The sequence below is a fragment of the Sphingosinithalassobacter sp. LHW66-3 genome (assembly GCF_050703275.1).
Lineage (GTDB): Bacteria > Pseudomonadota > Alphaproteobacteria > Sphingomonadales > Sphingomonadaceae > Sphingomonas.
Genome location: NZ_CP193482.1, coordinates 883060 through 896211 on the forward strand (window position 1 = coordinate 883060; position 13152 = coordinate 896211).

6 protein-coding genes and 1 CRISPR repeat array (1 of these 7 only partly in view) are annotated in these 13152 nt (G+C 65.6%); of the genes, 4 read left to right on the plus strand and 2 right to left on the minus strand.

Features of this window, described 5'->3' with window-relative positions; genetic code table 11:
* The first annotated feature begins 58 nt into the window (after positions 1-58).
* The 4 genes from ACQ450_RS04090 (at position 59) to ACQ450_RS04105 (ending at position 8881) form a co-directional block, all read left to right on the plus strand.
* Positions 59-3049 carry a TonB-dependent receptor gene (locus ACQ450_RS04090; protein WP_431470616.1) on the plus strand — a complete coding sequence of 997 codons (2991 nt, stop codon included), beginning with the start codon at positions 59-61 and terminating at the stop codon, positions 3047-3049.
* A 79-nt stretch (positions 3050-3128) separates the two neighbouring features.
* On the plus strand, positions 3129-4694 hold the full coding sequence (locus ACQ450_RS04095) for an alkaline phosphatase D family protein (protein WP_431470617.1): 1566 nt from the start codon (positions 3129-3131) through the stop codon (positions 4692-4694).
* A gap of 657 nt (positions 4695-5351) precedes the next feature.
* The gene (locus ACQ450_RS04100; RefSeq protein WP_431470618.1) at positions 5352-7787 is read left to right on the plus strand and encodes a TonB-dependent receptor plug domain-containing protein; all 2436 of its coding nucleotides are present in this window, start codon (positions 5352-5354) and stop codon (positions 7785-7787) included.
* A complete protein-coding gene (locus ACQ450_RS04105; RefSeq protein ID WP_431470619.1) occupies positions 7787-8881 on the plus strand; it encodes a cytochrome-c peroxidase in 1095 nt (364 codons plus the stop codon). Before ACQ450_RS04100 ends, ACQ450_RS04105 begins: the two co-directional genes overlap by 1 nt.
* Here ACQ450_RS04105 and ACQ450_RS04110 read toward each other — a convergent pair.
* Together ACQ450_RS04110 and ACQ450_RS04115 are read right to left on the minus strand one after the other, a co-directional pair.
* Positions 8878-9216 carry a TonB family protein gene (locus tag ACQ450_RS04110; RefSeq protein ID WP_431470620.1) on the minus strand — a complete coding sequence of 113 codons (339 nt, stop codon included), beginning with the start codon at positions 9214-9216 and terminating at the stop codon, positions 8878-8880. The genes ACQ450_RS04105 and ACQ450_RS04110 overlap by 4 nt on opposite strands.
* Before the next feature lie 536 nt (positions 9217-9752).
* Positions 9753-9959 (minus strand): phage integrase central domain-containing protein, encoded by a 207-nt coding sequence (locus ACQ450_RS04115; protein ID WP_431470621.1) that lies wholly within the window; start codon positions 9957-9959, stop codon positions 9753-9755.
* A gap of 106 nt (positions 9960-10065) precedes the next feature.
* A CRISPR array of direct repeats spans positions 10066-13152; the repeat unit is 32 nt; unit sequence GTTTCGATCCACGCCCCCGCGCAGGGGGCGAC; it runs 2559 nt beyond the window's last position.

Here is a 13152-nt window from a genome sequence, read left to right on the forward strand (position 1 = left end):
TCGTTGGATCCGCTCCGTTTAATCCCCGGAAACCAATCACCGGGGGGTAACGATGCGAATGAACTTATTCACGCTGCTCAGCAGCGCCGCTGCCGTTGCGATCGTGGCGCAGCCGGCGCTGGCGCAGGATGCCGACCACAGCCGCACCTATCGCTTCGAGCAGCCCGCGCAGGAGCTGGGCGATGCGCTGATCGCTTTCTCGCGCGTCACGCAGCTGCAGATCGCCTCCTCTCCCGCCGACGTGCGCGGGCTTCGCAGCCCTCCCGTACGAGGCGAGATGACCGCGCAGGCAGCGCTCGCGCGAATGACGCGGGAGCTGCCGGTGGACGCACGCATCGCGGGCCGCACGGTGACGGTGGCGCGCCGGACGGCCGCAGCGACGGGCACGAATGTCGTAGCGCACAACCGCGCGGCTCCCGCAGAGCGCCGCGAGAGGCAGGACATGCCCTATTTCGCGCCCGCGCCCGAGCCGGAAGAGATCGTCGTCACGGGCTATCGCGAAAGCCTGGACCAGGCGCTTGTGCTGAAGAAGCAGGCTACGGGATCGAAGGAAGTGATCCTCGCCGAAGACATCGGCAGCTTTCCCGACCAGAACCTTGCTGAGGCACTGCAGCGCGTCCCCGGCGTAGCGATCAGCCGCGACAGCGGCGAAGGACGGCAGATCTCACTGCGCGGCCTCGGCCCCGAGTTCACGCGCACGCAAATGAACGGCATGGAAGTGCTGAGCAACACTGCTTCGGGGCTCGACAGCCGCAGCGGCGCCAGCCGGACGCGCTCGTTCGATTATAATGTGTTCGCTTCCGAGCTGTTCAACCAGGTGGTGGTCGAGAAGTCCTATTCCGCCGAGCAGGACGAGGGCGGCATCGGCGGCACGGTAGCGCTGCGCACTGCCAAGCCGTTCGACTATGGTGCAACCACGCTCGTCGCCAGCGCAAAGCTGCAGAGCAACCAATATACCGAAACACTCACGCCGCGCCTCGTCGCGCTGGCATCCACCCGCTCGGACGATTTTGGTGCGCTGGTGTCGGCTGCATATAGTTCGGCCGACACGATCGAATGGGGCTATCGCAACTGGAACTGGTCGCGAATGAACTTCGGCGCGGGCAATGTCGGCCCCGCGATCGATTCGGCGACACGTGACCTGCTGGTGAATGCCACCGGGGACGATCGCGTGTGGAACTCGCGGGCCCAGACCTACGCCAGCTGGTTCAACCATCGCGAGCGGCTGGGGCTTACCGGTACGCTGCAGTACAACCCCGATGATGCGACCGACGTGACGCTCGACGTGCTCTATGGCCGTCTGACGAACGACCGCGACGAACATGTCATCGGCAACGCCGGGACGAACGGCCTGTCCGCCAACGATGTGCGCGGCACCCAAGTGCTTCAGGACGTGACGATCGACCAATACAACAGCATCATCGCCGCCACGGTGAGCGGCGTCGATGTCCGCTCGGAATCAAAGCCGACGCAGGATCGCACTGATTTCTGGCAGGTGGCGCTGAACGGGCGTACCGCCGTGACCGATTCGCTCACCTTCACCGGACTGGCGGGCTGGTCGAGCTCTGTCTTCGATTCGCGCTGGGACCGGGTCTATCTGGAGTCGGTCGGTCACACCGTCTCTTTTACTGGGCTCGACACTCAGAATCCGGTCAACAGCTATGATTTCGATCCGGCTGATCCCGCGGCCTGGGATCTCCAGTCGCTCCAGTGGCGCGAAGACCATATCGAGAGCGAATTCTACACCGCCGGGGCTGACCTTGCCTGGAGCGTGGCCGAAGGCTCGGTGCTCAAGGCGGGCGGCGAGTTCAAGAAGTTCGAGAACAGCGGTTATCGCTACAATGCGAGCGCCAATTTCGAGAACCGAAACGCGCTGGCATCGTTGCCGACGATGCTCACACCATATTCCACTGCTATCCCCTATGTCGTGGCCGACGTTGCAGCGACCTTCGCCGCGCTGGGGATCGATTCGACGCTCGACGACGGCGACCTGTCGGCGGGGACGAATTATTCGCTTACCGAACAGACCTGGGCAGCATTCCTCCAATACGACCTGCAGACCCAGGTTGGCGGCATGGGGCTGCGCGCGAACATCGGCGTGCGCTACTATGACACTGAACTGGTCTCGCGGGGCTCTTCAGTGACGAACGCGGGGCTGGTGCCGGTGGAGATCACCAGCCGCTACGACGGCTTCCTTCCCGCGCTCAACATCGCGCTGGACGTCACTCCTGAACTCGTCGTGCGCTTCAGTGCCAATCGGAACATCAGCAGGCCCGGTCTGGGAGAACTGAGCGCCGCTGCGACGGTTCGCGTCGCGGGCTATGGCGGCACGATCAGCGCGGGCAATCCCTATCTTACGCCGTACACCGCCAATTCGATCGAAGGATCGGTGGAATATTATGACGGAACGCGCGGGTTCCTGGGGATCGGGCTTTTCTACAAGGACATGGAGTCGTTCGTCACGACCGAGACCGCGACCGTACCCTACAGCGAAACCGGCTTTCCGCTCAGCCTTCTCGAAGACGGGCAGGACGGCTCGATCGTCTTCAACTTCACGCGGCCGGTGAACGGTCCGGGTGCGTCGATCCGCGGGGTCGAAGTCTCGGGCAAACGCGACTTCGACTTCTTGCCCGCGCCGTTCGATGCATTCGGCGCGCTGGCAAACGTCACTTATGCGGACGGCACGACCGACGTATATTACAACGATGTTCCCTACGAACTCACGCTCGTCGATCTCTCCAAATGGTCGTACAATGCCACGCTCTACTATGACACCGAACGGGCCGGTGCGCGCGTGTCGCTCGCCTCGCGCGATCGCTACCGCAAGGGGAACGGTGGCAATAACAACATCGGCGAGTATTTCGCGCCCTCCACTGTGCTGGACGCTACCGCCTACTTCAACGTGACACCACGCATTCAATTGCGGGTGGAAGCGCTGAACCTGACTGACGAGCCGATCCTCCATTATGCGGATACCGATGCAAAGCGGCTGATGACGAGCACGTTCAGCGGCCGCACGCTCACCTTCGGCGCGTCGATCCGCTTTTGATACGCGCGCGCTGCCCGCCGCGCCTGCAAGCGCGCGGCGGCAGCGGGTGCCGTCCCATTGTATTTATCGGATATCCGCAATGACCTTGTCCTCGATCGGCCGGCGCGGTGTACTTGCATCAGGCTTCGGCCTTGCCGCCGCAGGGTTCGCCGGGACGGCGCGTGGACGTCACCTGTTCCGCGAAGATCCCTTCACTCTGAACGTTGCGGCTGGCGATCCGGCGCCCGATGGGTTCGTGATCTGGACGCGCCTTGCGCCGCATCCGATCGAGGCGAGCGGCGGCATGCCCGGCTTCGACGTGGAACTGGGCTGGGAGGTCGCGGCCGATCCGCAGTTCCGGCACGTGGTACGCAGAGGGCCCGCCGTCGCGGTCGCCACGCTCGCCCACTCGGTGCATGTTGAGGTCAACGGGCTCCTGCCGCATCGGCCCTATTGGTATCGCTTCGTGGCGCCGGACAATCTGCCGAGCCCGATCGGCATCGCGCGCACGCTTCCGCTGCCCGGAGCGGAAATGGCGCGGGCCCGCATCGCAGTGGTCGGCTGCCAGGACTATGAGCGCGGCCTCTATACTGCCTATCGTCATCTCGCAGCGGAACCCGACCTAGATGCGGTGTTTCACTACGGCGACTATATTTACGAATTCGGGCCGCGCTCCGACAACGTCGTCCGTCGCCACTGGGGCGGCGAAGCAACGACACTGGCCGATTATCGGCTTCGCTACGCGCAGTACAAGCTCGACCCGGACCTTCAGGCAGCGCATGCCGCCGCCGCGTTCATCATGTCGTTCGACGATCATGAGATCGACGACAATTGGGCCGGGGAGTTCGGCAAGGATACCGGTGCCACCGCCGCGTTCGCCGCGCGCAAGGCGGCCGCCTTTCAGGCATGGTATGAACATATGCCCGTGCGCCCCGCCATGCGGCCAGGCGGGTCGGGCGTGCGCTGCTACCGCCGCTTCGATTTCGGCCGCCTGATGCGGATGCACGTGCTCGATACGCGCTCGTACCGCAGCCGACAGGAGTGCGAAGGCGGCGGGATGACGGCGGAGCAGCGGGACGCTTGCACACCGCAGTACCCGCCTGGACGAACGATGCTGGGTGTCGCGCAGGAGGCCTGGCTCGACGCCGGCCTCAGCAACGACGCCGCTTGGAACTTCGTCGCGCAACAGGTCATGATGATGCCCTATGACGCGCGGAAGGACGGCGAGACGGTCGCCCGTCGCAGCACCGACAATTGGAACGGCTATCCGCAGGCGCGGCGCCGCTTCGTCGAAACGATCCGTCGCCATGGCCTGACGAACGTCGTCGTCGGCAGTGGTGACATGCACCAGAATGTCGTCGGCTACATTCCCGCCGATCCGGACGATCCGAGTGCGTCTCCGGTAGCAAGCGAATTCCTGGCGACCTCAATATCATCGGGAGGTACGGGCGACCTTCGCCATCCGAACGAACTGCGGGCTCTGAACAACAACCCGAACGCGCTTCTGCTCAACAACCAGCGCGGCTATCATCTACATTCCGCCACGGCACAGCAGTGGTCGACGGAAGTCAAGGTGGTGGACCAGGTCCACCGCCCTGGAGGATTGGCAGCCACCTTCGCCAAGTTCGCCGTGGATCCGCGACGGCCGGCCCCTGAAGCAGGATAGCCACATACTTCCAGAAAGCTGATCTTGCACCTGCAAGTTTTTGGTAGCGCGGGACAAATGTAACCCGTCGCGATCTCGCCCCTCGGTGCAAATCGACGCCGAGCGGCGTCAGCTTTCGGAAAAGCTAAATTCTCTGTCGAACAGCTGCTTATGGGGCGATAGGCCTCAGATCATCAACGGCACAATGCGCAACCGGTCGCCCAAAATCAACTCGTCACAGTGGAGTGACGCGTGTGACTTCTAGTGCGACGAGTCATGTGCGAAAAATGCTCCGCGAGCGTTGATCGTATCTCGCAGAATCAAGTGTTTACGCAGGAAGCTGTCTGAAGCGCAGGATGTGCCGAATTCCACGGCTCCATCCAGATTTCTGATGTAGCCAAGCACCTGAAAAGTAGCAAGTTTCTCTGCGAGCTAACCGCGTGGCACCCTGTTGTGGATCGTCGGACGCGCCCTCCTCCGCCACCGGGCAGAAGGCGCGCCTAGCGGGACCGAAGAGGCTCCGGCGTCAGCCAGCGCTTTTCCTGTGCGGCCACCCGGATCGCTGAACTTGCCGAACCAACGACTCCTCATTATGCGAGCGATTCGCATTAGCGTTTAGGGGGAGTGGGAGTTTTGACGAAGTTCATTTTGTTGACCAGCGCGGCTGCGATTTGGTTGGTGAACGCTGGGTCCGCGCAGGCGCAGGACGCCAACCGGCTGCCCGAAGTGGTTGCCGAGGGCGATCGCGCGCCCGTGCCCTACCAACCGGGCGAAGGTGTGGAGACCGGCACCAGCACGGTCGAGCGCCAGCAGGTCGTGATCGGCACACCCGGATCTGGCGACGTCAACCAATTGCTCAAGACGCTGCCGACCGTACAGTTCACGCGCGACGAGGGTCTGGCGACGCGCGAGGAGATCCAGGACCTGCGGCCCGCGGATATCTCCATTTCCGGCGGCCGCTTTTACGAGAACCTGTTCACGCTTGACGGAATCGACGTTTCGTCGCGAATGGATGTCACACAAGACAATCCGTTCAACTTCAACGAAGTCGCAGGTGCGGGCGCGCAGGGGCTGTGGCTCGATTCCGAACTGGTCGGAAGCGTGACGTTGCGCGACTCCAATGTCTCTGCCGAATATGGCCGCTTCACCGGCGGCGTGCTGGAAATCGAAAGCCGCGCACCGGCGCCGGTGATCCGTGCCAGCGCAAATGCCAGCTACACCTCCGACGCACTGACCAGCTTCAAAGTGTCGGACCGCTCGCGCGAAGCGCTGGGGGCAGACTTCCCGGAGCGTCCCGAGTTCGAGAAGTGGCGCTATGGGGCGAGCTTCGACCTGCCAGTGATGGATGGAGTCACCACGCTGTTCGCCTATAACCGCTCACAAGCGGATGTGACCTATTTTCGAGGAAGGAACTACGGCAACGCGCCATTCGGCCAGTCGAGCCTGAGCGAAAATTTCCTGGGCAAGCTGCAGACCGAGCTGGGCGGCGGGACGAGCGCGACGGCACAGCTGACCTATAGTCCCTATCGCAGCGAGGCATCGAACGCGAACGGCGTCGACAACCTTATCACCAGCCATGGCGGCGGCATCACGGGGCGCCTGGGGGTAACCCATACGGGCGACATCGATTGGTCGATCGATGCGACATTTGCGCATACGGACACGAGCCGCGAAGCGCCCGCGTTCAACTACTCCATTCCTTCCTCGACCACCAACGGCAATGTCTGCGCCGCGACCAACTGCACGATCGGCGGTTTCGGCGATCTGGAACAGCGCCAGAACAACTATGGGCTGAAAGCGCGCGCGTCGGCGCCCACGGGGTTCGGATTGCTGAGCGCGGGGTTCGACTATCAGCGGATCGACGCGCGGCGGCAGCGATCCGAGGATGGCGGTGCGTTCCAGATGGGCGTGACGGGCGCGAACATCGTCTGCGCTCAGGGCGACAGCCTTGCATGCGTTACCGGCGAATATGCGCTCACGCGTCAGCAGGTCTACCGAGCCTATGATGCCCACGTCGAACTCGACAGCGTCGCCGCCTGGATCGAAGCTAGAGCCGATATGGGCGAGATCACCGCGCGCATCGGCCTGCGCTACGATCATGAGGGTTTCCTCGAGAACCACAACTTTGCGCCCCGGCTGTCGGTGGCCTGGCAGACGCCTCTAGACGGCTGGTCGGTGACCTTGGGCGCAAACCGCTACTATGGCCGCTCGCTGCTCGCCTATGCGATGCGCGCACAGTATCCTGTCAACGTGACGCTGGAGCGGGCGGCCGTGATCAGCGGGGGCAATCGCGTTTATTCGGACAATTGGACGATCCGGAGTCTCAGCAAGAGCGCGACCTATTCGGGCGACGGTGCGCTCGAGACGCCCTATTCGGACGAGCTGAGCGCAGGGATCAACGGAGGCTTGCTTGGCGGCACGCTGAGTCTGCGCGGCATCTATCGCGAAGGGCGAAACGAATTCACCCGTGCGCCAGGCACGACCGAGACGATCGTGCTGGAGAACGGCCTCACCGACACCTACACCCAATACACGCTGGCGAACGATGGATTCAGCAGCTATCGCGGCGCGTCGCTGGAATATGTTCGAAGCTTCGGCAAGCACAGCCTTGGTCTCAACCTCAACTGGTCGAAGACGCGCAGCAGCAACGACGACTATCTGGTCGACGTGCAGGACACGCTCGACGGCACTCCGGTGTTGTTCCAGGGGGAAGTGATGACGATCGATGAAGTCGAAGCGCTCAACCAGCGCGAAGACTTCGCCTCGCCGCTGCTCGGCAACGTCACTTGGACGGCGCTGTGGCTTGACGATCGAATCCAGACCAACGCCAATTTCCGGTACCGGCACGGCTTCTCGCGGATTGAGGACACTGGCGTCAACGAGACGGTCGAAGGGGTCCGCTATGACGTCTTCGACCGCGTCGAATATCCCGACGCGCTCGACGTCAATCTCAATGCGCGCATCGACGTGATCAGAACCGCCCTCGGCAAGGTCACTGCGGACGTGCGGGTCGCGAACCTGCTCGACAACACGCCCGCGCCGAACTCTACGCTGACCACGCAGCCCTATCAGTTCGGCCGATCGTTCTGGGTCGGCCTGAACTGGCGCTTCTGATGCCGCGCGCGCTCGGGGTCCTCGGCTGGCTGCCGCACGCCTCGCTGGCGGCGTCGGCGCTGCTGTTCGCCGCGGCGGTCGGCGCGCGGGCAGTCGAGCCGGTCGATCTGCGCGCGGCCTATTCCGGCACGCCCGGAAGCTGGCCCCGGCCGCAGCTGCGGCCGGGGGCCGTTTTCGAGGAGTTCGCCCCCCTACCCCCGCGAACGACGCCCGACGCCCGAGAGGCCAAGTGGATTGAGCTCGGCGCGAAGCTGTTCGATGATCCGCGCCTCTCGGCTTCGGGGCAGATCGCCTGCGCTTCGTGCCACGCCGCCGAGCTGGCGTTCACCGATGCGTTGCGAACTTCCTTCGGGCATGATCGGCAGCGCGGCCGGCGCAATTCTCAAGGCTTGCTCGTGACGCGCTGGATGACGCCTTTGTTCTGGGACGGCCGCGCCGCGACGCTCGAGGAACAGGCGCTGCATCCGATCACCGACGGAAAGGAGATGGCTGCCGAACTTGCCGATGTCGAACAGCGGATGAATGCAGTGCCGGAGTATCGCGAGGCCTTCGCGGCGCTGACCGGGCGGTCAGCCATACGCCGGGGCGACGTGGCCGACGCCCTCGCCGCATTCCAGCGCAGTCTGCGCCCGCGCGGCACGCGCTTCAGCCGGTTCGTCGCCGGCGACAATCGTGCCCTGGACGACCAGCAGTTGCTCGGATTGCACCTGTTCCGCACGAAAGCGGGATGCGCCAATTGCCACAATGGCATGTTGCTGAGCGACCGACGATTCCACAACCTGGGTCTCAGCTTCTACGGCAGGGCGCGCGAGGATCTCGGGCGGTGGGAAGTCACCCGCCTGCCGGAGGATGTCGGCCGGTTCCGCACGCCGTCGCTGCTGAACGCTGGGCGGACCGCACCCTATATGCACAACGGATTGTTGCGCAGTTTCGCCAATGTCGTCGCCTTCTACAATGCCGGCGGCGGGCGCGACCGGCGACCTAGCGCACTGGAAGGGGATGCGCCGCAGCCGACTCCCGATCCGTTGCTCGCGCCGCTGCACCTCACGCGCGAGGAGCAGGAGGCGCTGGTCGCGTTCCTCGAAACGCTCTAGCTGCGCGCGCGGTACCGCATCGGCACTTCGAAGGTGAGCGGCTCGCTGCGCGCCGCTTCGGGCGGCCGGGGAAAGGGTGACGCCGCCCGCACCTGCCGCAGCGCGAGCGCATCGAGCCAGTCGATCCCGCTTTCGCGCACGATCCGCACGTCCCGTACTCGGCCGCGCCGATCGATCGAGAAGGCGATCAGTACCGTCGCGTCGAACCGGTCGCGGACGAATTCGTTCGGGAACCGCTTATGCCGCTCCAGCCAGGCAAGGACACGCTGCGCATAGCGGTCCACCCCCGATTGCGGCGGTGGGGCGGGCGCATCTGCGGGCTCGGTTGGCGACATTTGGGGGGCGACGGAGGTACTGGGTGCGGGTGAGCTCGTTCCGTCAGACAGCGCCGGAAGTGCCGGTAGAGTGAGAGGCGGGGTGAGCGGGATTGGCGCCTCCGCAGCGCTGCGCGGGGGAATCAGTGGCGCGGAGATCGCTCGATCCGTCGCGGTCGGCGCAACATGCGTTGGCCGCGCGGTCTGAACGGGTGCGGCAGGCTCGGCGGCCTCGGCGACCGGCTCGGCAATCGCAATCGGCTCGAACAGCCGCAATGCAGCGTCCCCTCGCGCCTGCTGCGCGCCCTGTGGAAACGAAAACTCGAGGAGGATCACTGCAATCAGCCCGCTCGTAAGGGCGAACGAGGCCAACGAAGAAAGAGAGCGAACCGCAAGCATGGCGGGCTTCTACGCGATTGCGAATCAATAGCAAATGTCCGGCGTAGGCGCTTTGCGTGACGCCGGCCTAGTGGGTAATCAGCGGCGCGGCCTTCCAAGCTGCATGAAAGGCAGTTCGCGACGGTTCGTGACGGCGAACGTCGGCTGCGTCGGCCCGATCAGCGACATTCGGTGCACGGTTCCGATCCGCTGGAGACCCGCTTCGCGATCTCGGAGTTGGTTGGCCATATCGGCTCCAGCACGGCGAGAACCGCGCCGCTGTCGATTGCGGTGACGGGCTTCGCACCGAGGGTCGGGAACACGTATCGCTCGAAACTGGCAATCCACCAGGCATGCCGCCGGTCCTTCCAGCCGCCTTTCATCATATCATAGCAGTCGCGCGTCACGCGCCCGAGGTTCGGCACCGACTTGCGCCCGGCGCGCGCAGGGAGGCGACCTTCTGCGAGATCGCGCTTGCCAAGCACCAATTCCGTTTCGATCCACGCCCCCGCGCAGGGGGCGACCAGCAATGTGCTCCAGCTCATCTTGGCTGTTCTGTGTTTCGATCCACGCCCCCGCGCAGGGGGCGACGCGTGCGCGCCGGGCTGGGCACGAAGCCGTCCGGTTTCGATCCACGCCCCCGCGCAGGGGGCGACCCTGGCGCTGGCAGGCGCGAAGCTGGCTCTCGCCGTTTCGATCCACGCCCCCGCGCAGGGGGCGACGATCGAGCACCGCGAGGAACCCGAAGCCGCTCCGGTTTCGATCCACGCCCCCGCGCAGGAGGCGACCGCCGCTCACAACCCGGCATCCTCGCAGGTAGCGGTTTCGATCCACGCCCCCGCGCAGGGGGCGACGTGCCCGAACGGCTCGGGCCGACTGAGCCCACGCAGTTTCGATCCACGCCCCCGCGCAGGGGGCGACTCTTCCGCTTCGTTCGGTTTGATGACCCATCTTTGTTTCGATCCACGCCCCCGCGCAGGGGGCGACCCCTTGTCCACCGCGTCGATAAGCGCGGCGTCCATGTTTCGATCCACGCCCCCGCGCAGGGGGCGACCCGTCGCATGGGGCAACCACTCATAGCCGATGCCGTTTCGATCCACGCCCCCGCGCAGGGGGCGACACGGCGCAGGAAAGCTGGACGGGCGTGATGCGCGTTTCGATCCACGCCCCCGCGCAGGGGGCGACATCGTGATCGGCCCGTTCGGTGCCGCCGGGATGCGTTTCGATCCACGCCCCCGCGCAGGGGGCGACAAACACATTGCTGTCGCCGCCCAGCCAATAGACGTTTCGATCCACGCCCCCGCGCAGGGGGCGACTTCTCGAATTGCACCTGGTGACCAAAGGACTGCATGTTTCGATCCACGCCCCCGCGCAGGGGGCGACTTGCCGGGTTGAAGCGCGGATCGCCGTTGGCCCAAAGTTTCGATCCACGCCCCCGCGCAGGGGGCGACGCGATGCGCAGGTTCACCACCTTCCCGCCGTTTTGTTTCGATCCACGCCCCCGCGCAGGGGGCGACGCTGCTTCCCACGCTGCGTCATCACGGCAGCAGGTTTCGATCCACGCCCCCGCGCAGGGGGCGACCGTGCTCCAGAGTTTGGATAGGTAGAGGGTCAGGGGGTTTCGATCCACGCCCCCGCGCAGGGGGCGACGAGGAGAAGCAGGAGAAGCGCTGGCTGGAGCGGCTGTTTCGATCCACGCCGCCGCGCAGGGGGCGACGCGCGCAATCGCCAACGGCTGCACTGCGATCGATGTTTCGATCCACGCCCCCGCGCAGGGGGCGACCCGGGGCGGACGGCAAGGCGGCCCGATACGGAGTGTTTCGATCCACGCCCCCGCGCAGGGGGCGACCGTTATACTCGACCACCCAGCGATGCAGCTTGGAGTTTCGATCCACGCCCCCGCGCAGGGGGCGACTCGGTATGCCCGATCATGTGCGGCGGCACGCCGAGTTTCGATCCACGCCCCCGCGCAGGGGGCGACCGGCTTGACTGAACTCTCGCTCCGCCCCGATCGGGTTTCGATCCACGCCCCCGCGCAGGGGGCGACGCTTGCTTTGGCGAGATGATCGCCGGGGATCGCGTTTCGATCCACGCCCCCGCGCAGGGGGCGACCACGCCCGTAAGCGTGGCGCGACGATTGGCCGGGTTTCGATCCACGCCCCCGCGCAGGGGGCGACCGGCCGCGAGGACGCGTCTCGCCGGCGAAACTCTTGTTTCGATCCACGCCCCCGCGCAGGGGGCGACGCCCGAGCTGCGACGCCTGATAGAGGCGGTTCCGGTTTCGATCCACGCCCCCGCGCAGGGGGCGACACCTGCCGCTTGCTGCGTGTCGGTCGAGTGTGGCGTTTCGATCCACGCCCCCGCGCAGGGGGCGACTTACATGCCCTGCGGTTACTCCGCGTGTAGGTTGTTTCGATCCACGCCCCCGCGCAGGGGGCGACAGTCGCCCGGGTCCGCGGGAGCTGCTTCGCCCTGGTTTCGATCCACGCCCCCGCGCAGGGGGCGACAACCAGTATCACGTGAAGATCGCGCGCGCCCACAAGTTTCGATCCACGCCCCCGCGCAGGGGGCGACGTTGTAAGCCCCAGCGGCGGCGATCACCGCCGCGGTTTCGATCCACGCCCCCGCGCAGGGGGCGACCCTTGCCGAACTCCCACAGCTCGTCGACCAGGACGTTTCGATCCACGCCCCCGCGCAGGGGGCGACCCGATTCGTCCTCGATCCGCCCGCCATTGGTGTAGTTTCGATCCACGCCCCCGCGCAGGGGGCGACGTGCTGCATCCCGAGCGAGGACGGTGCGACCGATGTTTCGATCCACGCCCCCGCGCAGGGGGCGACCCCGTTCTCGCCCACCAATGCCAGCCCGCCCCGGTTTCGATCCACGCCCCCGCGCAGGGGGCGACCGTCGCGCACGATCGCCGCACGATGCCGTTCGGGTTTCGATCCACGCCCCCGCGCAGGGGGCGACGGGTGGCGGTCTCTTCGGCTGCTGCGATGATTTTGGTTTCGATCCACGCCCCCGCGCAGGGGGCGACCGGCAACGTCGTTCGTGCTGGAAGCCTGCACCCAGTTTCGATCCACGCCCCCGCGCAGGGGGCGACCGCCCGCCGCCGCACGCGCGAGCGCCCCGCTGTCGTTTCGATCCACGCCCCCGCGCAGGGGGCGACCACTGGTCAAAGCATTGTCGCCGCCCCACAACGTGTTTCGATCCACGCCCCCGCGCAGGGGGCGACCACCTTATCGGTCATCACTGCCTCCCTGCGTGGGTTTCGATCCACGCCCCCGCGCAGGGGGCGACTTTGGCCGCAGGTCTTCGGCGTGGAGGGGTAGTGGTTTCGATCCACGCCCCCGCGCAGGGGGCGACTTCCGGCGGAGATCTCGGTAATGTCTGCCAGCGTCGTTTCGATCCACGCCCCCGCGCAGGGGGCGACGAGTACCGGGTTCTCTGCCCCGATCGCATCGGCGTTTCGATCCACGCCCCCGCGCAGGGGGCGACATCAGCAGCAGCGCGCCACCGCCGATACCGCGCAGTTTCGATCCACGCCCCCGCGCAGGGGGCGACGATGTTCCGTACAGTGA

Excerpts from the sequence above, each read along its gene's own strand:
- ACQ450_RS04110 (WP_431470620.1), bottom strand. The coding sequence starts at position 9,216 with ATGTCGCCAACCGAGCCCGCAGATGCGCCCGCCCCACCGCCGCAATCG.
- ACQ450_RS04095 (WP_431470617.1), top strand. The coding sequence starts at position 3,129 with ATGACCTTGTCCTCGATCGGCCGGCGCGGTGTACTTGCATCAGGCTTC.
- ACQ450_RS04105 (WP_431470619.1), top strand. The coding sequence starts at position 7,787 with ATGCCGCGCGCGCTCGGGGTCCTCGGCTGGCTGCCGCACGCCTCGCTG.
- ACQ450_RS04090 (WP_431470616.1), top strand. The coding sequence starts at position 59 with ATGAACTTATTCACGCTGCTCAGCAGCGCCGCTGCCGTTGCGATCGTG.
- ACQ450_RS04115 (WP_431470621.1), bottom strand. The coding sequence starts at position 9,959 with ATGATGAAAGGCGGCTGGAAGGACCGGCGGCATGCCTGGTGGATTGCC.